Consider the following 21,618-nt stretch of genomic DNA (forward strand, 5'->3'; position numbering starts at 1 on the left):
CAAAAATGTGATGACTCCTTACTATATTTGAATTATAGCATACTGTGCCTATCGGGGAACGACTCTGTAGCGATATTCATCCGTTAGAGGTCTGTATCCTTCATACCTTACGACAGCCCCGTTTTTAAGGACTTCCGTTATCTCGTTTTGACCAGCCTTTTCCAGTGTCGCGGTAAAATCCACTCTGTACACGAACCTGGTGTTTTCGTTGAAGGGCCAGATTTTTATGATCTTCTGGAGGGGAGAAAGGAGTACAAGGTGAACACCATCGGGAACGTCTGTTCTCACACGGCAAACGGAAAGACCATCCGTCACGATGTTTCTCGAAACTCTTTTGACAAGCACAGGAAGGATCCTACCATACGTGAAGACATCGTCTATACGGGCAAAGAGTCCTGTGGGAACTTCATGAACGGGTGTCAACGGGAATCCCATGCTCTTTTCCTCGAGCTCGGTGATGTCTCCTATTTTGATGTTTGAACTTTCCTGCTCTACCTTTTCTCCGAAGAGGCTTCGAATCTCCAGAATATCTTTTTCCACCCTTTTGTTCAGTTCCTCTAGTGCTAGTTTTCTGTTTTCATAAAGTTTGTCGAAGGCGCCTGCTGTGATCAAGCTTTCCACAACGTTTCTCGGAACTCCGGTTACCCTCTCCTGAAGTTCCCTCACACTGCTGACCGGCCTGATTTTTTCGATCTGTTCAACCAGGGTCACGCCCACTCCTTTCACAACCGTCAGGGGAAGGTAAACGTCTTTACCGTGAAAGACCAGATCTTTCCCAGAGATGTTGATATCTGGAGGATGCACCCTGTATCCTTCATTTCTCAGTTCCTGAACGGCAAGGAAGATCTTTCCAGCGTCGGAAGAATTGTACGCAAAGTAGAGTTTGAAAAATTCTTCAAGATGATGGGCTTTCAAATATGCCGTCTGGTATGTGATGTGGGCGTACGCGACGCTGTGGGATTTGTTGAAGGCATAAGAGGAAAAGTTCAGGAGGATCTCGAGAATCTGTTCTGCGTTTTCCATGCCTTTTTCAAGAAGGCCTTTTTTCATCTTTTCAAGGAGAGGTTCCATTTTTTCTCTTTCTTTCTTTGCAATGGCCCTTCTCAAAATATCCGCTTCGGTGCCTGAGAGGCCCGCGAACATGGCGAGTCGCATGATCTGTTCCTGATAGATCAGAACCCCTCTTGTCTCTGGAAACATCTTCCTGAAAAACGCGGGAACGTTCTTCGAATTCGAAAACATAACGTCCAAGCCAGACCTCAATGGACCAGGTCTGTTGAGGGCAAGGAGAATGGAGAGTTCGTCCATGTTTCTGGGAGAGATTCTTCTGCATAGTTTTCTTGCCTGGAGACCTTCGAGCTGAAACACACCGAGAGTTTTTCCCTTGGAGATGAGATGATACGTTTTTTCATCCGAGTAATCGAAAATTTCTTTTTTGAAATCCTTTATGAACGAGAGTGTTTTAAGACCCAGTATATCGATCTTCACAACACCTATTTCTTGAAGATCGTACATGTCGTAGTCCGTTATCGGGATATCTTCTTCTGTTCTTGTAGGTAGTGGCAGAGGGTTTTCTGAGATCACGACTCCCGCGGCGTGAACACTGGGGTGGTGCGGCAGTCCGTAAACGGTTTTGTAGATTTCGTTTTTCTCTTCAAGAGACGCATCTGGAAGAACGGAGTTTATGAGGTTTTTCAGAGATTTCTCTGTGAGGTTTCCGAAGGTTGAAACTTGATAGACTTGAAAAGACTTTGATAATTCCTTTATCAGGTCTTTTCTTCTCCTGTCTTCCACATCCACATCTATATCGGGTGGTTCCTGCCTTTCTTCGTTCAAGAAGCGTTCGAAGAGAAGGTCGTATTTTATTGGATCTACCTCTGTTATTCCGCACAGGTATGCAACGAGAGAACCAACCGCACTTCCTCTTCCAGGACCGACTTTTATGCCCATTTTCTTTGCGATCTCTACCACTTTTTCCACCGTGTAGATGTACGGGGTGAAACCCTTTCTTTTTATCACCTCGAGTTCTCTTTTCAGACGGCTAATGTACTCTTCACCCAATGGTTCTGCCTTTTTTATTAGTAATTCGTTCCAATTTTTAGGAGGAGTGGGAAATCTGTGATTCACTCTGAGATCGTAGGCTTCTGCGTTCAGAATGTCGGCCACATCTTCACATTTTTCTGGAAAACCCTGAACGTCTTCGTCGAGTCCGAAGATCTTTCTCATGAAGATGCTGGCCTTTTTTTCAGAGGCATCGAGATATCTCACAGGTGTTAGTTCGCTTTCTTGGAAAACAGGTATGTCTTCGATTTCATGTGTTTCTCCGTTGTAGTACCTGACCAGGCTGTCGAATTCCTCTCTGTTTCTCGCGACGAAGATTCTGCCGTCTTTCCAGAGACCGTGAACCGGTATCAGGCCGTGTTTCCTCATGATCGTGTTGAACTTCACGGCGGCGTGGAAGTTTCTGTCGGCGAGGATGACTGATTTCAGTCCCTTTCTTTTCAAGAGAAGGGCCAGTTTTTCGAATCGAACGACTGAGCCATCGAAAGAATAGGGAGATATCACCCATGGAATCATGATCTTTCCCTCACGTATTCATGGATCCTTCTGATGGCTTCTTTGAAGTCCTCCGGCAGAGGTGAGACGAACTCCATCCATTCGCCCGTTCGAGGGTGGAAGAAACCGAGTTTCAGGGCGTGAAGCATCTGCCTTTTTATTCCGAAGATCTCATCCTCTTTCGGCTTCCCGTAGATTTTGTCTCCCATAATCGGATGACCGAGGCTTTTCATGTGCACCCTGATCTGGTGTGTTCTACCTGTTTTGGGAAAGGCGAGAACGAGTGTAGCGACATCATCGAACCTTTTCAGAACTCTGTACTCTGTGATCGCTTCTTTCCCTGTTTCAACGACAGCCATTTTTATCCTCAGAACAGGGTGCCTTGCGAGAGGAAGGTCGATAACTCCTTCATCATTTTTCATTTTGCCCTTCACCAGGAGTATGTAAGTCTTCTTCACCTTTCGATCTTTGAACTGCTTCGAGAGGCTCTGATGGGCGAAGTCGTTCTTGGCTACCACTATAACACCGGAGGTTTCTTTGTCGAGTCTGTGAACTATTCCCGGACGGAGCTTTCCCCCAACTCCCTGAAGATCTTTGCAGTGATGAAGAAGGGCGTTCACAAGAGTTCCGCTGAGTTTGGAGGGAACAGGATGAACGATCATGTCTCCGGGTTTGTCGATAACTATGATGTCTCTATCTTCATAAAGAACTTTCAATTCTATCTCTTCGGGTTGAACGGTCGCTTCCTGCGGCTTTTCAGGGAGGTCAACCTCTACTATTTCACCCTCTTTCAACTTGTAACTTGGTTTTTTAATCTGACCGTTGACCTTCACTTTGCCCTCTTTTATCGCTTTTTGAATCATTGATCTCGAGATCCATGATGGTGTCTTCTCCTTCAAAAACTGATCCAGTCTCCAGCCCTCTTCTCTTTTTTCGACTCTCCAAACTTTCATTGTCTCCACCTCTGAAAACTCCCAGTATCATAAGCGCTCCTCCGACTATGATGAACACATCCGCTAGGTTGAATATCGTTGGGAGAAAGGTCAAGTTCAGAAAATCAAGAACGTATCCGAATCTGATTCTGTCGAGAAGGTTGCCGAGAGCTCCCCCAAGAATGAAGCCCATGGCTATTCTTTCCAGCCTGCTGAACTTGAAAATATAAGGAAGCAGGGAGAGAAAAACAACAACGAACATCACGGTCCAGAGAAGCTGTTCGGAAAGATTTTTAAACAACCCGAGTGCGATTCCTCGGTTGGTTGCCTTCACGAATCTCAAAAAACCCGGAACTATGAAAAAAGTTCCGTGTATCTCGCTTGCTATCCGCTTTGTAAGCTGATCCAGAACAATTGTGAGAACCATCACAAACGCCATCTATTTCACCTTTCTGTAGATGAACGGTTTGTATATCTCGAATCCCAGTTCTTTGTAGTTGAAAATTCTTTCGGTGTTTCCGACGAAGAGGAACCCTCCCGGTTTCAGAGATTCAGCGAACTTTCGGTAAAGCTCATTTTTCGCTTCTGGTTCGAAGTAAATAACCACGTTTCGACACACTATCAGGTCGAAGTTCTTTTCGAACGGATCCTTCAAAAGATCGTGCCTTTTGAATTCCACGATTTTCTTCACAGAATCTTTTATCCTGTACCTTCCATCCGGTAGTTTCTCGAAATATTTTTCCAGGTATTCCTTTGGAGTACTGACGAAGGCCCTTTCTTCGTAAATCCCTTCCTGGGCCCTTCTTAGCACGCCGATGTCGATGTCCGTTGCCAGAATACGAGTTTTATAGGAAAGATTGAGTTCGTGAACCAGGATGGCCAGAGAATACGGTTCTTCTCCAGAGGAGCAGCCCGCACTCCAGAACTTCATTCTCAGAGAATTTTTTGCAATCAAAGGAATGATCTCATCTCTCAGTTCCCACCACTTTTCCGGATTTCTGAAGAACTCTGTCACGTTTATCGTCATCTTATCCATGAATTCATCGAGGTACTTCTTGTCCTTTATGAGCATGTTCAAATACTCTCTGTATCCCACGTTGTACTTTCTGAGAAGAAGTTCTGTTCTGCGCTTTACCCTCTGTGGTTTGTAAGAAGAGAGGTTCAGTCCGAACCTCTTTTCAACCTCTTTCACGAACCATTCGAATTCTTCCTGAGGGAATTCCTTCCACTCAAAATTCGACTGAAATTTGAAAGGCCCAATTTTCTTTTCCGATCTTTCCTCCTGCATGAAATCTACCCACCTTCCAGCTTCCTTCTACGTAGTCACTGTTGATGAAGATCCAGCCGTTTTCCTCCAGCAATGCCAAACCGGGTTTGAATTCTCCATCGTAAAGAAAACGAACCACCGTTTTTTTGTGTTCAAAGATCAAACCAATCCAGTTCGAAACACCAACTTTTAAACTTCCAAGTTCTAACCAGACACCGGGCTTTTCGTTTTCAACGAAGAGTTCAAGACCTGTATCGAACACTTTGAAGTTCAGCCCAATGTGGTAGTTATCATCGTTCGACAAAACGAGAAACACGGGTTTCTCCGTGAAAAAGAAAACATTTTCTCCGTTCCAGATTCCACCCATGAAACCAAGTCTCACATTCCAGCTCTTTTTGAACGGCACAAAGGTCGCTTTCAAAACTGCCGGTGCGTGATATTCGAACGAAAAATCATCGATTCCGAATCGGAAATAAACAGGATTGTCATAAATGAAAGGAAGGAGAGAGGGCTCCCCTTCCGAAAAACTTGCAAAGAAATCGAATCTGAACTTTCCTTCTATGAAATCTGTTTTGAGTTCAGGAGACAGTACAAAACCCACTATGGGAGTTTCATCATAAACTCCTGCTCCCACTTCGATGAAACCAGCGTATGCAGGAACAGTTGCCAGAATAAACAAAATCAGGATTATCCTTCCAGTCTGGAAAGTATCTCCTCCATCTCTTTGTCGTCCATTTCAAAGTTCGAATACACTTCCTGCACGTCGTCCATATCTTCCAGTGCGTTGAGGAATTCGAGGACTTTTTCGGCATCTTTACCCGTGACTTTCACCGTGTTTTTCGGAATGAATGTTACCTTCGCTTCCACTTCGTAACCGGCTTCTTCCAGCTTGCTCTTCACTTCTGAAAGATTCTCAGGTGCTGTGATTATCTGTATCGGATCTTCTGCGTCTTTTATGTCTTCCGCTCCCGCGTCTATAGCAATCATCATGAGCTCTTCCAGGTCTTTCACCTTGTCTCTCGAGATTTCGATAACTCCTTTTCTCTCGAATATCCAGCTCACCGAACCGCTTTCTGCAAGACTGCCACCGTATTTGTTGAACAGATGCCTGAGTTCCTGAGCAGTTCTGTTCTTGTTGTCTGTGAGCGCTCTGATGTACACAGCGACTCCTCCGGGTGCGTACCCTTCGTAGATCACTTCCTGGTAGTCTACACCTTCGAGTTCTCCCGTTCCTCTTTTTATGGCTCTTTCAATGTTTTCTTTGGGCATGTTTTCCGCCCTTGCTCTTTCAACTGCTGCTCTCAATCGCGGGTTTGTTTCTATGTTTCCTCCTCCTTCCCTTGCTGCAACGATGATTTCTCTGATCAGTTTTGTGAAGATCTTGGATTTCTTCGCATCCTGGGCCATCTTCCTGTGTTTAATATTGGCCCACTTGTTGTGACCTGACATCATTCCACCTCCTGCTGTCCTTTATATTTTAACACCACAATTGTCATATCATCGTGCTGCTGGGCATCTCCCATAAACGATTTAACTCTTTTTCTCAGTGCCTCCAGCAATTCAGCGGGTGTTTCACCTTTAAATTCCCTTAGAATCTTTTCGAGCCTTTCGTATCCGAATTCCTCACCCGCTTCGTTTCTTGCTTCTGTCAATCCATCAGAGTAGGATATCACGAATGTATCGGGTTTCAGGTGAATGGTGTGTTTTTTGTATTCCCACTCCGTTATACCAATTGGGATCGCGGAAGCTTCGATCTTGACTAGCTCTCCCTTATGCAAGAAATAAACTGGATTGTGGCCTGCGTTTATAAGATTCAAAGTTCCATCTGGAGATATCTCTATAAAAGCCATCGTTACAAAGCGATCGTTTGTCATGTCTTCACAGAGAATGGTGTTCAGCCTGTTCACAAGCTTTTCCAGATCGGGACACGTGGTGACCAGTACTTTCAGATAACTCCTCACAGCGCTCATGAGCAGAGCCGCCGGTACACTCTTTCCTGCCACATCACCCACGACTGTGAGAAATCTTTTCTCCTGTGACACGAAGAAATCGTAATAGTCTCCACCAACTTGAACAGCGGGTTGAGAGCAGGCATCTGCTTCTACGAAACCAATCTCTGGAATTTTCCGGGGAAGAAGATTTGTCTGTATCTGTCTTGCTATGTTCAATTGTTCTTCCAGTCTTTCTCGCTCTATCTCCTTTTTGAGAAAATCCAATCTGTCGAGAGCACTCGCTATGTATCTTGCCGTCATCTCAGCTATTTTCCTGTCGCCGGCGGTGAAAACCCCTCCGTCTTCTTTTCCAACGAAACACACATATCCGTAGTATTTGTTCCCTTTTATCGGTACAAACAGAAGATTTGAAAATTTCTCAGATTTCCCGGGTTCTATCAGAACAGTCTTTTCTGGATTTCCTATTTCTGGTTCTATTTCTTCTCTGTTCAGATCCCCGACTGTCAGTTCACTTTCAAGATGAACGAGATAGCTTTCGAATTTTATCACGTTCCTGAGGAGTCGAATAACCTTTTCCAGTTTGTCCTGCAAGTTCAAAGGAAATTCAAATGTTCCGAAAATCTCCGAGATTTCAAGCAGAGTTGATATTTCTTCGTACGAGCGCGAGAGTTCTTCGATCTGAGCTTCCATGAACATGGCCTGCTCTTCTAAGCTTTTTCGATATTCGTTTATCTCGTACTCCAGGATCTTCAGAAGATCATCTATTCCCTTCGAACAGTCGTGTTCAAGATTCAAGATTTCAGCGATTCTTTCGCAAATTTCCCTTTCATTCATTTAATAGATGCTTCACCTCCTCGATGAACTGGGAGGGACTGAACGGCTTTCTCATGACCTTTCTGGCACCCAGGGAAAGTGCCAGAGATTCGTCTTCTTCACCACCCTTTGCCGTGAGGACTATCACCGGAATTCTTTTCCATTCTTCTTTTTCCTGAAGCTTCTTCAACACGGTGAATCCATCCATCACGGGCATCATTATGTCGAGAACTATCAGGTCTGGTGTAAACTCCGAAAGCTTTTCCAGGGCTATCTGCCCGTTTTCCGCTTCTATCACTTCGTAACCTTCTTTTTTCAGATTGAAAGAAACGATTTTTCTCAGAACCGCCGAGTCATCAACGAGAAGAACTTTTTTAGACACGCGTACCCCTCCTTTCGAGGAGAGAAGAAAGAGGACCGTGTTCGGTCATGGCTTCTTCACATATGGGTAAGAAAAAAGTTCCTTCTTCTGCAAGGAGTAACGGGTTTATCAGTTTCTCCCTCTTTTGAGTATACCTGAAGATGTGATACTTTTTTCCACTCGATATTTCAAAATCAAGAAGACTCTCTTTGAACGAAACTTTTTTGTTCTTTTTCAAAATAGTCTTCTCCAGATCCACAGGTTTTTCTGAGATCACTAAGAAACGATACGAGTTGACCAGTTCGTTGATGTTTCCATCGAAGATCCATGCACTTTCTAAAGCGAAATCCTTTGGGAGAATGCTTTTCAGGGTTTCTATGTGTTTTTCTGAGATGTTTTTCACAAAGAGTTCCACGTAGAAAGCGAGGTTCACCACACCCACCGGCATGGCGTCGAGGAAACTCATCTTCGGTTTTGGATGGAAACCTTCCGTGAAAACGATCGAAAAATCTGCTCTCCTTATGGATCTTTCCACGAGTTTTATGGACTCAAGTGTTGAGAGAAATCTCCTCATTCCTTTTTTCTTGAATCTGAGAACGATCTTCATTTTGTCACTTCCTTCGGATAGCGGTAAATCAAGAGGAATGCTATACCAATGAATATCGGAAGGTAATAGGTGGAAATCCTCCAGATGAGAATGGAGGCGAGTGTTTTTTCGGAAGAATTCAAAATCTTGGAAAAAACGATCTGATAAACCGCTTCCACTCCTCCACTCGCTCCAGGAGTGGGTATGTAAAACACGACCAAACTCAAGAAATAGAAGAGGCCTGTGACATCAAGGAAACCTATTTTTCCGGATGTGAGCCAGATGGCAAGGTAGAGAACAAAAGATTGAACAAGCAGGGAAATGAAAGTGAGAGGAAAATCAAAAAACATAAAGCCGCTTTTCCAGAGTACTTGAACACTTTCCTTCAATTTTTCTGTCCATTCGAGAAATCTGGTATCCCAGTCTTCTGCTTTGGTGATCTTTTTGATGAGTCGATCTATCCATCTTATTCTTTTGAAAGCGTTAAAAAGACGTGCGATGAGGGGAGGATTTATCAGCGCAGACATCAAAACAGCAATGAACAATACGCTGATGAGGTACGCGAGAAGTATCAACTTTGAAGTCAAAAGTGCGTTCGAGAAGAGAAAGTTTCTGTATCTCACAAGGCCCAGAATCGAAAGAACAGTAACGGAGATCAGGTATTCTACAAATCTGGAAAGAATCACGTTCACATTGTGTTCAGATTTGAAACCCATTTTTGAGAGGTGATACGTCTGGAAAAACTGTCCTCCAAAATAGAAAGGGGTGAGCATGCTGAAGACAAAACTCATGTAATTGTTGAAGAAGGCATCGTACAGTGGAAACTTCTCTTTCCACACAAATGAGTAGAGCCATTTCATCCTGAGAGAGTCTATGACGATAGAAAAAACAAATGTTCCGCAGAGAAGGAACATGTAAAGGAGAGATTTCAAATGAAAATATCTGGAAAATTCAGCGGGATCCACTTCCCTGAAAATAAAAACAACGGCGAGAAATCCAAAAGCCAGTGCCAGAATTATGTTGATCCACTCTTTTTTACTCAGATTTTTACAACCTCCTCAGAGAGGATTCAAGAGATGCAAGCAGATCTTCAACGGTTTCCATCCAGTCTTCGACCTGGGCGACTCCGTACTCGAGCATCGGCTGTTTTGTCCAGTCCAATCTCAGGAACTTTCTCTTCAACCTTTTGAGGAGTCTTTCCGCGCCTTCTTTCGATGTTCCGGGAAGAACGATCATTATTTCGTTTCTCTTCAGGAAATCGAATCTATCAGAAGACCTCAAAAGTTCTCGAAGGAGTTCATAGACACGTCTTGCCGTACCGTCATCTTCGAAGAAGAGATAGATAACAGAAAGTGGAAATCCGTATCGCTTTGATTTTTCGAATTCGTCTTCGAGATAGCTGAGGATACCAAATGGGAATATCAGGTACGCTTTCATCATTTCGAATTTTCTTCTCAGCAGAAAATCCGGAAGGCGTGGATCGATCACGTCCAGCACACCTTCCGGAACCTTCTCAGGTACGTTCTTTGAAACCAGAATCACCCACCGACCCTGTTTTTTCAAATCGTCGGTGATGATCACATCCGCCGATTCATTTATGAAAAAACCTGCCTCTTGAACGATACTGGCTATTCGTTCACGGAGTTTTTCATCTTCCAGATCAATCTTCACTTTCATTTCACCATCTCCAGGAAGTATCTGTGCAGTCTCAAATCGTCGGTGAGTTCTGGGTGAAACGTGCACGCGAGTATATTTCCTTCTTTCACTAGAACAGGATCATAGTCGTAAGTTGCCAGAATTTCCACATTCTTTCCTGTTTCAACGATCCTCGGAGCCCTTATGAAAATGGCTCTGAACGGATCTTTTCCTACAGCGGGTATCTCTACAAACGTCTCAAAACTTTCGACCTGTCTTCCGTAGGCATTTCTTTCAACGGTTATGTCCAAAACTCCTAGTTTTTCCTGAGAGTAGTTTTTGATGCGCTTTGCGAGAAGGATCACACCGGCACACGTTGCAAAGACGGGAAGGCCGTTGTTTATTCTTTCCACCAACTTTTCATCCATATCCATCTCTTTGAGAATTCTTATCATGGTGGTCGATTCTCCACCGGGCAGAATGAGGCCATCCACCATGTCCAGCTGCTCTGGAAGTTTCACTATCAGGGTCTCAACTCCGAGTTTATGGAGAGCTTCCACGTGTTCTCTGACGTCTCCCTGAACACCCAGAACGCCTATCTTCATTCTTTACCACCCTCTCTCCTGCATTCTCACTTCGAGTTCTTCGACATCGAGCCCTCTCATCGGCTCTCCTATGTCTTCGGAGATCTTGAGGAGTATCCTTGGATTGTCCCAGTAGGTAACGGCCAGCACCATGGCTTTCGCCATCTTTCTCGGATCCTTGGACTTGAAGATACCGGATCCCACGAACACTCCATCTGCTCCGAGCATCATCATGAGAGCCGCATCCGCAGGAGTTGCCACACCACCCGCTGCGAAGTTCACAACGGGAAGTCTTCCAAGTCTCTTGACCTCTCTGAGAAGCTCGACGGGAGCTCCTATTTCTTTTCCGTAAGCGACGAGTTCTTCGTCTTCCATCTTCGTCACCTGTTTTATCTGTTCCATCACCCTTCTCATGTGCTTCACTGCTTCTACAACGTTTCCCGTTCCGGCTTCTCCCTTCGTTCTGATCATGGCTGCACCTTCCGCTATTCTTCTGAGAGCTTCCCCGAGATCCCTTGCACCGCAGACAAAGGGCACTTTGAATTCGTGTTTGTTGATGTGGAACCTGTCGTCAGCTGGTGTGAGGACTTCGGATTCGTCGATGAAGTCAACTCCGAGTTCCTCCAGTATCTTTGCTTCGGCTATGTGACCGATTCTCACCTTCGCCATCACAGGGATGGATACTGCTTCCATGATTTCCCTGATCTTTGCGATGCTTGCCATTCTGGCGACTCCACCCTCTTTTCTGATATCGGCTGGAACTCTTTCGAGGGCCATTACCGCAACGGCTCCCGCTTCTTCTGCGATCTTGGCCTGTTCAGCAGAGGTGACGTCCATGATGACGCCGCCTTTGAACATCTCCGCAAAACCCTTCTTTATGATCCAGGTACCCTTTTTGATTTCCATCGCGTTCACCTCCTCACTCTTCCTCCCAGTAGCGTTTCCCCACTTTTTTCAATCTGGGATTTTCTATCTTGTATCTTCCCACCTTTGCACAGTGTCTTCCATTGACTTCAACGATGTCTGCTGTGATGTCTACCTTCTCCCTCAGCAGGCGAGAACCGACACCATAAGCGTCTGCCGGCACTCCCAATCTTTCGAATAGATCTATCTTCTTCTCGTCGAATCCTCCGGAGACGACTATCTTCAGATCCCTGAGTCCCACCTTGTCGAACTCCTGACGAGCTCTCCAGACGAGTTCCGGACACACTCCAAAGGAGGATTCGTCTTTTGGGACCACAGATTTATCTCTCAGGTTCCCGGAGGTGTCGAACCTCACACCCCATATCTTGTTCTTTCCAGGACCTATGATCGGTGATGGATCCGTTACTCCCAGTTTGAACGGCTTTTTCATCACGTACTCGTAGAACTTTTCGATGACCCTGAAGGTTGTTCCTATCACATCGTTGTCCCAGTCCACAAGAACGATCCTGTTCACATCTTCTTCCATGTGTCTGTCAAAAGCGATGGCAGCGTCCTCGGTCTTCCCGTCGTAGCAGGCTATCAGAGCATGGGGCATCGTTCCCATGGATTTGACACCCCAGTAATCCGCGTTCGCGTCTGTAGAAACTCCAAAGGCCCCCGCTTTGAGAGCTGCGTAGCCGTCCGTTGCCTGGACCCAGTAGTGATCGAAACGGGCACTGAAAAAGAGCACGGGTTTTCCTCTCGCTGCCTTCACCACTTTCTTGACGGCCGTTGCCGTGCTGGTGGCTCTTGCGATCACACCAAGAAGAACCGTTTCGAGATACCCGAAATAGGTGGGATCTCCCTCTATTGTCATTATCGGCTCTCCTTCTTTCGCTTCCTCGCCGTCGTAAAGGGCGTGTACTTCTATTTCATCCCATTTGTCTACCCAAAGATCGTTCAGTTTCAATCTGAGGTCCCACTTTTTCTGTGTGAGCTCCAGAATCTTCTGAACGTCCATTTCAACCGAGGCAGCCTGCATTTCTTTGTCTAATTTCAAGATCTCTTCGAAGAGCTCTCTCGCTTTTTCCTCGTCTTTGTAGTATCCCGTGCAAAACTTCAGAATGGCGAGGGCCTCATCAATTCCGCAGATTACGGCGTCTTTTCTTGGAAAGAACTGATAGTACACCCGTGGGTGGCGGCTGTCTCTTTTCAGGACCTTCACGTAGTTTATGAAGTATATGTCCGAGTAGTAACCGTTTCTGATGCGGTCGATGGGAACCTTGAAGACCTCGGGGCTGAGTCTTTTCACATTGATCACCTCAAATGAATTCTGCTCCTAAAATTTCTTTCATTTCCCTCAGCGCAAAGCGGTGAAGCTCTTCATCGTAAGAAGCGACGCCTTCAGTGATTATTTTAACAGGGATATCCCTGTTTCTCAACTCTTCGACGGTGAAGAGCACACAGATGTGTGTTACAACTCCACAAACGTAAATTTCGTCTATTTCGTTGTCTCTGATTATCTTTTCAAGATTCGTGTTGTAGAAGGCACTGTATCGGTTTTTCTTCACAGAGAAATGATTTGGATAATCTTTCAAAGCTTTCTCGAGTTTTTCAGTGAGTCTTGCACCATCAGTGTTTGCAACGCAGTGTTTTGGCCAGATGTTGAATTCTCTGTCTTCAGGATCGTGCCAGTCCTGTGTGGTGATGATGGGAAGGTTTTCCTTTTTGAACTCTTCAACCCACTTCAAAATGGGATTGATCACCTTTTCTGCTCCTTCGAAGTAAAGAGCACCGCCTTCGTCAACGAAATCCCTCTGGAGGTCCACTACAAGAAGGGCTCTCACGTTTTCACCCCCTAAAAAGAAAAGCCCCGTACGGGGCTGGCGGAGGCGGTGGGACTCGAACCCACACGGGCCTTCCGGCCCACCGGTTTTCAAGACCGGCTCCTTAGCCAGTTCGGACACGCCTCCAGTTTTAAATTATACAACAAAACAAAACCCCCGGCAAGTGCCGGGGGTTGATTTGCGGTGGTGTGGATTAGAATGCAACGGAAGCTTTCAAGTAGAGGTACCAGGTGAAGTAATCGTTGATATCAGCAGTACCATCACTATTGGAATCAAACAGAGTTCCGAAGAAGAATCCTGTTGTGAGAGGTCCGTAGACGTAGCTGGTGTCGACGTTGTAACCCAGTTCGTTGGTGGCAACTTTGTATTGTGCAGCTGCTTTGACTGTAAGATTTTCAACGGCTGTGACTGTCAGGTTGGCATCGATGGTGACATTAGTAGCAGAAGCGACAGCATCATCCCAGGAAGCGCTCACATTTGCCTCTGCCATATCGGAGTCGTAAGCAAGAGCAAGCGTCACAGGCAGGCTGAAAGAATTGGCATCAAGATCGTAAGTCGGTGTCAGTTCTGCACTGAAGGTCACTTCATCGGTGACACCAGCTTCCGCTTTGAGACCAACTTTCACGAGTTTGGATCCCCAGGGTGCTGTCCAGCCATCGCCATCAACAGAATCATCGTCGTAGTATGTGGGGGCTCCTTCAGAATAGACAAAGTATGGAGACACCGTCAGAGTAACAGGTTCCATTTCAAAGGATTTGCTGTACTGTGCTTCTACCAGGTACATGCTGGTTGCTTCGTAGGCGTAGGCAAGATCGACCACGAGATTTTCAAGGATGTCTTTTCCAGTGAGATTCAAGTGGGCAGCATAGCCATAGGCGCTTGTGGCATTGTTCGTATCAGTATCATAGAACGCACCGAAGAGTGTCGCATCAAGGAGATCAAGGTTCGTCACACCGAGTTTCAGAGCAACAGCGTCGTCGAAGTAATTGTTGGTATCATTCGTGGCGTTGGTGAGATCTGTCTCAGACACAATGTCTGCAAAGTAGGCGGTCAGAGAAATTCCTTCAAGACCAAGTTTTGGCGTAAATTCAAGTGCTCTGTCTCCTACGTAGTAGAACACATAGCCATCCCCATAGATATCAGAGTTGTAGTAAGTGAGATCGAACAGATCCGTTGTGACAGCTATCTTGCTGAGAGAAGCGTCTGTTCCAAGGACGTCAATGGAAAATTCTGCTGTAATGGTAGCAGGTGCTGTTACACTGCCAGAGCTTGGAGAAATGGACACAGACAAATCACTAATACCACCTTCAAGATCGATGCCTTCTTCATCGAGGTACGCGTTGAAGTAGCCAGTTCCAGAGACATTGACTTTAACGACGTCTTCGTAGGCAAACGCTGCTGTGACTAAAAGACCCAGTACCAGGAAAAGAGCGAGCAACTTCTTCATAACATCTTACCTCCCCTCAGAATAAATTTTGGTTTTATTTACCACTGATTGCGATCAGAATGAGACCGAGAATTCCAAAGAACGCACCTGTGAGGATGCTGAGATTCCTGTTGTAAGCCTTCACGCTTTCGATTTTGTCCTCGAGTTCCGCCTTCACCTGATCGATCTTTTCGTTAGTCTCGTTGTACTTCATGTTGAGGTCTTCTTCGAGAGACGACGTTTTTCCGTAGAGGTTGACGATATCCTGTTCATGAAGATCAACCGTCTTCTGTATCTCCGCGTCCTTTTCCTTGAGAGCGGAAATTTCATCGTTCAATTTGCTTTCTGTGTCGAGGAGTTTTGTGTAGACCATGTTCAACGTTTTCTCCTGTGACTCTATTTTAGCAGAAAGTTCGGCCTTCGTGTCAAGTATTTTTTTGTTGAGATCTTCGTTGAGTGCAGCGACTTTGTTGTAGAGGTTTATGATGTCTTTTTCGTGAAGTTCGACCATTGCGGAGATTTCTTCATCTTTCCTGGAGAGTTTCTCTTCTGTCGCGGCGATTTTGTTGTTGAGTTCTTCGTTAACGGAACTGATCTTGTTGTAGATGTTTATGATGTCTTTCTCGTGAAGGTTGACTATTCCTTCGAGATCGGCGATCTTGTTTCCAAGGTCCTTTTCAAGGGCTGCGAGTTTTTCGTTCACTTCGGAGATCTTTGCGTCCACATTCTCCTTGTATCTTTCGTAGTCTCTGGAGAGATTTCCAAGTTTGAGCCCGATGTTGTTCACAACTTCTCTGTTGAGCGAGATCTCTTTGTCGAACTCCATCTCGATCTCTTCTTTCACAGCATCGATCTTCTCGAGCAGTTCTCTTTCGGTTTCTGTGAGATTGGCCTGAGTGGTACCTATCTGAGATGCAAGAGTGTCCAGTATGCCGGTGAGACCGTTAACCTTCTCCTCGAGGGCCATGTACTTGTCGGAGAGGTTTCCAACGACCTGTGCCAGATCACCTGAAGCACCCGCAAGCATCTTCTGTTCGATGAAATCGAGGAGCCTGCTCACCGCAGTCGCTGCTTCGTATCTGGTGATGTACCTGTCCCCTTTGAACTCGCCGTCCGGATAACCTATGAAGATACCCCTCTGCCACAGCTTCCAGACGTACTCGTAAGCCCAGTGATCTTTTGGAACATCAGGGAAGAACGCGAACATCGCTGAGAAGAAAACGGACAGCATTGCAACGGTAAGAAGAACTCTCTTCATGGGACAAACCTCCCTTCTCATTGATCACAGTTAAATCCTGTGGTGATTATACCATCCCGTCCAAAGGAAATTCAAGAGTTTTCTAAAGTTTTTTTGTCTCTCCACCTGATATTCTGTAGAACTTCCTCTTTCCAACTCTCAAAACTCGCTCTCCATCAGGTTCTACAGTGAATTTTATGTCCTCTATCCTCTCTCCGTCGATGTACACTCCACCTTGAGAAACGAGTCTTTTAGCCTCACTTTTGCTGGATGCAGCTCCTATCTCCACGAGGAGATCCACGATGTTCTTCTCCTGAGAAATCTCAACGACCGGCATCTCGTCAGGAATTTCTTTCTTTTGAAAGACTTTCACGAAGTGTTCCTGGGCCTTCTTTGCGTTTTCTTCACCATGGAAGAAGCGCGTTATCTCGTACGCGAGAACCATCTTCACGTCTCGTGGATTGATCGTTTTTTCCTTCATCTTTCTTTCGTACTCTTCGATCCGTTCTTCTGGGATGTCCGTGAGAAGGCGCATGTATTTTATGATGAGTTCATCAGGTATGGACATGAGTTTGCCGTACATCTCCTCGGGCGGATCGTTGAAAGCGATGTAGTTTCCGTAGCTTTTGCTCATCTTCAATTTTCCGTCTGTTCCCTCGATGATCGGCATCGTCATGACGATCTGGGGCTCTTGACCGTATTCTTCCTGTATCTTCCTTCCCACAAGGAGGTTGAAAAGCTGATCCGTTCCGCCGAGTTCCACATCTGACTGGATGGCAACGGAATCGTAGGCCTGTGCGAGCGGATACAGAAACTCTGATATGGCAATGGGAATGCCTTCTTTGAATCTCTTTGCGAAATCGTCTCTCTCGAGCATCCTCGCAACCGTGTACTTCGAAGCCAGAATGATCACATCTGCGAAGGTCATCCTGTCGAGCCACTCACCGTTGAAGCGAAGTTCCGTTCTTTTGGGATCCAGTATTTTGAAGGCCTGCTCCTGATAGGTCTTTGCGTTCTCCAGAACCTCTTCTTTGGTCAGCATGGGGCGTGTTTCGTTTCTTCCGGAGGGATCACCAATACGTGCGGTGAAGTCTCCTATGATCAGAACGACCGTGTGACCGAGATCCTGAAATTCTCTCAACTTCCTCAGAACGACCGCGTGACCCAGATGCAAATCGGGCCTTGAGGGATCCACACCGAGTTTCACGCGGAGTTTTCCTTTTCTTTTTATTCTGTCGAGGAGTTCTTCTTCACTTATGAGGTCAACAACGTTTCTTTTGAGAATTTTCACCTGTTCCTCCGGCGTCATCCCATCACCTCGTTAGAACGAAAGCTGTTACTACGCAGGAAACGAAAAAGAGTACAGACAGGACAAGAGTGATCTTTCCACCGGTGTCGAGGCCTTTTCTTCTTCCAAAAACGGTGTGAAGTCCTCCACTTCCGAAGCACCACCGAGCTCTGAGAATTTCGACATCTGCACCTGGACCATGTAGATGAGAGCCACGCTTATGATGGTGTGAACGATTAGGAAAAACGTCTTCATCACTACACCTCCCTGGGCATTATAACACGTTCTTCAAGAATCTTCCGGTGTAAGAGTGAGGATTCTTTGCTATTTCCTCTGGTGTTCCCGTTGCAACTATGTAACCACCTTCTTTTCCACCTTCAGGACCGAGATCTATGATGTGATCCGCGTTCTTTATGACATCGAGATTGTGTTCTATCACGATTACGGTGTTTCCTCTATCTACCAGCCTGTGGAGCACTTCCACGAGTTTCCTCACGTCTTCAAAGTGAAGTCCAACAGTTGGCTCGTCGAGTATGTAGAGGGTTCTCCCTGTGTCCCTTTTTCTCAATTCAGACGCAAGCTTTATTCTCTGCGCCTCACCCCCGGAGAGGGTGGTGGCCGGTTGCCCGAGTTTCACGTATCCCAAGCCCACATCGTGCAAGACCTGAAGCGTTCTCTTTATAGAGGGTATGTTCTTGAAGAACTCCAGCGCTTCATCCACCGTCATATCGAGTATATCAGAAATGTTCTTTCCTTTGTAGGTTATCTCGAGTGTTTCTCTGTTGTATCTCTTTCCCTTACAAACATCGCACTCCACGTACACATCGGGAAGGAAGAGCATCTCTATCTTCACGTAACCCTGACCCTGACAGGCTTCGCACCTTCCTCCCTTCAGATTGAAGCTGAACCTGCTCTTGTTGTAACCACGTGCCTTAGCAGCGGGGGTCATGGCAAAGAGGCTTCTTATTTCGTCGAACACCTTGGTGTAGGTGGCTGGGTTGCTCCTCGGTGTTCTTCCAATGGGAGATTGGTCAATTGCAATCATCTTGTCGATGTTCTCGTGTCCCTCAATTGAGTCGAATTCTCCAGCGGGAAGTTTGGTTTTGTGAAGGAGGTTCATCAGCGCCGGGTAGAGCGTTTCCATGACGAGGGAGGATTTTCCGGATCCCGACACTCCCGTGACACAGACGAAGACACCGAGGGGAATCTCAACGTCTATGTTTTTCAGATTGTTGTGACGAACGCCTTTGATCTTCAAAGACGCGTAAGGAAGCCGCCTCGTTTTGTTTACTGTGATCTTTCTTTTCCCCGAGAGGTATTCACCCGTCAGAGAGCTGTCTGGATTTTTCAAAAGTTCATCCACAGTGCCCTGGAAGACGACCCGACCGCCGTTCGTTCCTCCACCTGGTCCGATGTCTATAATGTGGTCAGCGTTCCTGATCACTTCTTCGTCATGTTCCACCACTATCACCGTGTTTCCAAGATCCCTGAGCTTTTTGAGGGTCTTTATCAGTCGCTCTGTGTCCCTCGGGTGGAGTCCAATAGTCGGTTCATCCAGCACGTAGATGACTCCTGTGAGACCCGAACCTATCTGCGTTGCGAGCCTTATTCTCTGAGATTCTCCTCCAGAGAGTGTGGTGGCGGATCTGGAGAGAGTGAGATATTCTAGTCCAACGTCCACGAGGAATTCGAGCCTTTTTTCTATTTCCTTCAGGAGTTCTCCCACGATTTCCCGCTCTCTTTCGGTGAGATTCAGATTCTTCAAAAATTCGAGTTCTTCTGAGATAGAAAGCTCGGTGAACTCGTGTATGTTCAAACCGTTTATCTTCACAGAGAGGGCTTCCCTGTTCAATCTTCTCCCACCGCAGACGGAACAGGTTCTCTGTACGATGAAGTTCTTTTCCAGCCACTCCTTCATTTCAGGAGATTCCGTTTCTCTGTGCCACCTCTGAACTTTTGGAACCACTCCTTCGAAACGATCATCTCCGTACAAGATGAACTCTTTCACATCTTCAGGCAGATCTTTGAAGGGAAGGTGAGGGGAAACGCCTCGCTTTTCTATCTCCCTTGCGACCCATCTCGAGAGCCTTCTGTCCCATCTGTACGGAATGATCGCACCCTCGAGAACGCTCTTCTCTTCGTCTATCACGAGGGATGGATCCACCTCAAATGTGAAGCCAAGGCCGTGACAGTTCGGACACGCACCATACGGACTGTTGAAAGAAAACAGCTTTGGTGTGATCTCTGGAAACCCAATACCACACACCGGGCACATGAGGTTTTCGCTGAAGATCTTGCTTTCTCCGGTGTCGACGTTTCTGATCTCGACGAATCCTTTTCCTTCCCTCATTGCTAGCTCGAGACTGTCCAGTATCCTGTGTTCGTTTCTGGTTTCAAGGATCAACCTATCGACCACCAGCTTCACAGTGTGTCGTTTGTTCTTGTCGAGTTCCGGCACTTCCTCGAGTCTGTAAATCTCGCCGTCTATTTCTATTCTCGCGAATCCTTTGGAAATGAACTCTTCGATCTCTTTTTTGAATGTTCCTTTCTTCTCCGTCGCAACTGGTGCGAGTATGTAGATTCGACTCCCTTCTTTGAAAGAATTGAACAAATCCTGAAGGATCTCATCGATGCTCTTTTTCTCGAGAGGCCTTCCGCACTCAGGGCAGTGGGCTTTTCCTATCCTCGCGTAGAGCACCCTCAGGTAATCGTAAATTTCCGTCACCGTTCCAACGGTTGATCTGGGATTGTGAGAGACGGTTTTCTGATCTATGGCTATGGCGGGGGAAAGCCCTTCTATTTCGTCAACATCAGGTTTTTTCAGGTTGCCGAGGAACTGTCTCGCATACGTAGAAAGTGACTCCAGATATCTTCTCTGTCCTTCGGCGTATATCGTGTCCATGGCGAGTGAAGACTTTCCCGATCCCGAAACTCCCGTTATGACAACAAGCCTATTCTTTGGAATCCTCACGGTTATGTTTTTCAGATTGTGAACTCTTGCTCCTTTCACCACGATTTCGTTCACAGGATCACCCCCAAAACGAGGGCGCCGAGGATCAGAGTCAGCACCAGTGGGAGGAACACCTTCTTTAGAATGTCGAACACCTCTACCTCGAAGAATTTCGCAGACAGCACTACACACAGATGAACCGGAGACAGTATGACACCACCCACAGCGAACATGTAGGTGTACACGGCGTACTTGCTGCTGAACACCTCCATCAAAACGGGAAGAGAAATACCAACGGCTGCCTGTGTGATACCCGTGGAGATTCCCGACACGAGAGGTAAAAATATGAGAAGGATCCAGGGAGAAAGGTTCCATCTGACAAATTCAGCCGCGATGCCTTCACCCACGCCGGAGTGTTCAACTACGACTTTGTAGATGTAAACAAAAAAGAGGACGAGAAAAACATCCCACTTATTGAAAACCTGCTTCAGAGTCTTTAGAAGGTATCTTCTCCTGAATACCGCATAACCCGATGTGCTCAAAAGAAGTGCGAACCATCCTGAAACTTTGAAAAGGAGTATGAGAACACCCGTTCCCAGAACAGGTATCAGTGGAAAAAGATTGAAAAACGATCTAGGTTTAGAGAGACAAGGAAGTTGCTTCCCATTGAAAAAAAACCATCCCAGAAAAAAGGCTATGGCGAACACAGGAAAGAGAGTCAGAGAAACCTTTCCCGGATGAATTCCGGAGAGTTCAGAGACGAGCACCACAGCGGGATATATGGGCCAGAAGAATTCTATCGTGTGTCTGAACCAGTAGTTCTTGACGGCGAGTTTCAACGAGTTCTCTTCGGGAAGTGAGTTCTTCACTATGGGAGCTGTGAAGAGAGCTCCGCCGGGCATCGGCATGAGACCTATGAGAGCGGGGACGAACGAATCCACGTTCTTCGAAAAGATAGTTCGCATTTCCTCGGAAAAGCGGCTGTAATCACCCGATTTTTCCATCATCCCTGAAAGAAGGTATATCAGAAAAACCGTCACTATGAGTGACCAGAAGGAATCTGAAGAGACTGTCCAGAAAAAGATTTCCAGAATGTTCCTCACCTTGAGAGAGAGAATCATCACGATGACACCGGAGAGCAGAGAAATGGAAAGTTTTTTAAAAACTCTCTGCACAACAATGACTGTGAAGAGGGATAACAACACCGACAGAGTGTTCAAGGCTCTTCTACCTCCACGACATAAAGAAAAAGAAGAAGGGGAAATTTCCCCTTCTTTTTTG

20 protein-coding genes, 1 tRNA gene and 1 pseudogene are annotated in these 21,618 nt (G+C 46.1%); all 22 read right to left on the reverse strand.

The genetic code is table 11. The features are described from left to right. Positions 1–48: 48 nt before the first annotated feature. Complete coding sequence (locus TM_RS02360) at positions 49–2,577, reverse strand: DNA polymerase III subunit alpha (RefSeq protein WP_004081505.1); 2,529 nt, start codon at positions 2,575–2,577, stop codon at positions 49–51. Then, the gene (locus tag TM_RS02365; protein WP_231556608.1) at positions 2,574–3,455 is read right to left on the reverse strand and encodes an RluA family pseudouridine synthase; all 882 of its coding nucleotides are present in this window, start codon (positions 3,453–3,455) and stop codon (positions 2,574–2,576) included. The genes TM_RS02360 and TM_RS02365 overlap by 4 nt, the downstream gene beginning before the upstream one ends. Next, positions 3,367–3,927: a signal peptidase II gene (gene lspA / locus TM_RS09600; RefSeq protein ID WP_004081503.1), complete on the reverse strand. Its 561-nt coding sequence runs from the start codon at positions 3,925–3,927 to the stop codon at positions 3,367–3,369. Before lspA ends, TM_RS02365 begins: the two co-directional genes overlap by 89 nt. Next, positions 3,928–4,776, reverse strand: coding sequence for a CheR family methyltransferase (locus tag TM_RS02375; protein ID WP_004081502.1), 849 nt, complete (start codon positions 4,774–4,776; stop codon positions 3,928–3,930). It abuts the gene before it with no gap. After that, the gene (locus TM_RS02380) at positions 4,718–5,434 is read right to left on the reverse strand and encodes a hypothetical protein (protein ID WP_004081501.1); all 717 of its coding nucleotides are present in this window, start codon (positions 5,432–5,434) and stop codon (positions 4,718–4,720) included. The genes TM_RS02375 and TM_RS02380 overlap by 59 nt, the downstream gene beginning before the upstream one ends. A gap of 8 nt (positions 5,435–5,442) precedes the next feature. Beyond that, on the reverse strand, positions 5,443–6,204 hold the full coding sequence (locus TM_RS02385; protein WP_004081500.1) for a YebC/PmpR family DNA-binding transcriptional regulator: 762 nt from the start codon (positions 6,202–6,204) through the stop codon (positions 5,443–5,445). Next, entirely contained in the window at positions 6,204–7,541 is a 1,338-nt protein-coding gene (locus TM_RS02390; protein ID WP_004081499.1) for a PP2C family protein-serine/threonine phosphatase, read from the reverse strand. Before TM_RS02390 ends, TM_RS02385 begins: the two co-directional genes overlap by 1 nt. Next, on the reverse strand, positions 7,534–7,902 hold the full coding sequence (locus TM_RS02395) for a response regulator (RefSeq protein WP_004081498.1): 369 nt from the start codon (positions 7,900–7,902) through the stop codon (positions 7,534–7,536). The genes TM_RS02390 and TM_RS02395 overlap by 8 nt, the downstream gene beginning before the upstream one ends. Further along, positions 7,895–8,488 (reverse strand): TIGR03936 family radical SAM-associated protein, encoded by a 594-nt coding sequence (locus TM_RS02400; protein ID WP_004081497.1) that lies wholly within the window; start codon positions 8,486–8,488, stop codon positions 7,895–7,897. Before TM_RS02400 ends, TM_RS02395 begins: the two co-directional genes overlap by 8 nt. After that, positions 8,485–9,474, reverse strand: coding sequence for a TIGR00374 family protein (locus TM_RS02405; protein ID WP_081625174.1), 990 nt, complete (start codon positions 9,472–9,474; stop codon positions 8,485–8,487). The genes TM_RS02400 and TM_RS02405 overlap by 4 nt, the downstream gene beginning before the upstream one ends. Before the next feature lie 40 nt (positions 9,475–9,514). After that, entirely contained in the window at positions 9,515–10,144 is a 630-nt protein-coding gene (locus TM_RS02410) for a hypothetical protein (protein ID WP_004081495.1), read from the reverse strand. After that, the gene (gene pdxT / locus TM_RS02415) at positions 10,141–10,707 is read right to left on the reverse strand and encodes a pyridoxal 5'-phosphate synthase glutaminase subunit PdxT (protein ID WP_004081494.1); all 567 of its coding nucleotides are present in this window, start codon (positions 10,705–10,707) and stop codon (positions 10,141–10,143) included. Before pdxT ends, TM_RS02410 begins: the two co-directional genes overlap by 4 nt. A 3-nt stretch (positions 10,708–10,710) precedes the next feature. Next, positions 10,711–11,592 (reverse strand): pyridoxal 5'-phosphate synthase lyase subunit PdxS, encoded by an 882-nt coding sequence (pdxS, locus tag TM_RS02420; protein ID WP_004081493.1) that lies wholly within the window; start codon positions 11,590–11,592, stop codon positions 10,711–10,713. 13 nt (positions 11,593–11,605) lie between these two features. Continuing rightward, complete coding sequence (locus TM_RS02425; RefSeq protein ID WP_004081492.1) at positions 11,606–12,901, reverse strand: hypothetical protein; 1,296 nt, start codon at positions 12,899–12,901, stop codon at positions 11,606–11,608. A gap of 10 nt (positions 12,902–12,911) precedes the next feature. Then, positions 12,912–13,436: a cysteine hydrolase family protein gene (locus TM_RS02430; protein WP_008192125.1), complete on the reverse strand. Its 525-nt coding sequence runs from the start codon at positions 13,434–13,436 to the stop codon at positions 12,912–12,914. Positions 13,437–13,473: 37 nt separating this feature from the next. Next, positions 13,474–13,562: transfer RNA gene (locus TM_RS02435), tRNA-Ser, on the reverse strand. Positions 13,563–13,629: 67 nt separating this feature from the next. Then, a complete protein-coding gene (locus TM_RS02440; RefSeq protein ID WP_004081490.1) occupies positions 13,630–14,883 on the reverse strand; it encodes an outer membrane porin OmpB in 1,254 nt (417 codons plus the stop codon). A gap of 34 nt (positions 14,884–14,917) precedes the next feature. Continuing rightward, the gene (locus tag TM_RS02445) at positions 14,918–16,120 is read right to left on the reverse strand and encodes an outer membrane anchor protein OmpA1 (RefSeq protein ID WP_004081489.1); all 1,203 of its coding nucleotides are present in this window, start codon (positions 16,118–16,120) and stop codon (positions 14,918–14,920) included. Positions 16,121–16,202: 82 nt separating this feature from the next. Beyond that, positions 16,203–17,408 carry a tyrosine--tRNA ligase gene (gene tyrS, locus TM_RS02450; RefSeq protein WP_004081488.1) on the reverse strand — a complete coding sequence of 402 codons (1,206 nt, stop codon included), beginning with the start codon at positions 17,406–17,408 and terminating at the stop codon, positions 16,203–16,205. A 4-nt stretch (positions 17,409–17,412) separates the two neighbouring features. After that, positions 17,413–17,642 (reverse strand): annotated as a pseudogene (secG, locus tag TM_RS02455) (preprotein translocase subunit SecG). Between the two features lie 19 nt (positions 17,643–17,661). Then, positions 17,662–20,412, reverse strand: a complete 2,751-nt coding sequence (uvrA, locus tag TM_RS02460) for an excinuclease ABC subunit UvrA (RefSeq protein ID WP_004081486.1) — start codon at positions 20,410–20,412, stop codon at positions 17,662–17,664. Then, complete coding sequence (locus TM_RS02465; RefSeq protein ID WP_004081485.1) at positions 20,409–21,557, reverse strand: TIGR00529 family membrane protein; 1,149 nt, start codon at positions 21,555–21,557, stop codon at positions 20,409–20,411. The genes uvrA and TM_RS02465 overlap by 4 nt, the downstream gene beginning before the upstream one ends. Between the last annotated feature and the right edge of the window lie 61 nt (positions 21,558–21,618).

This window comes from Thermotoga maritima MSB8 (assembly GCF_000008545.1).
In the GTDB taxonomy this organism is placed as follows: Bacteria; Thermotogota; Thermotogae; order Thermotogales; family Thermotogaceae; genus Thermotoga; species Thermotoga maritima.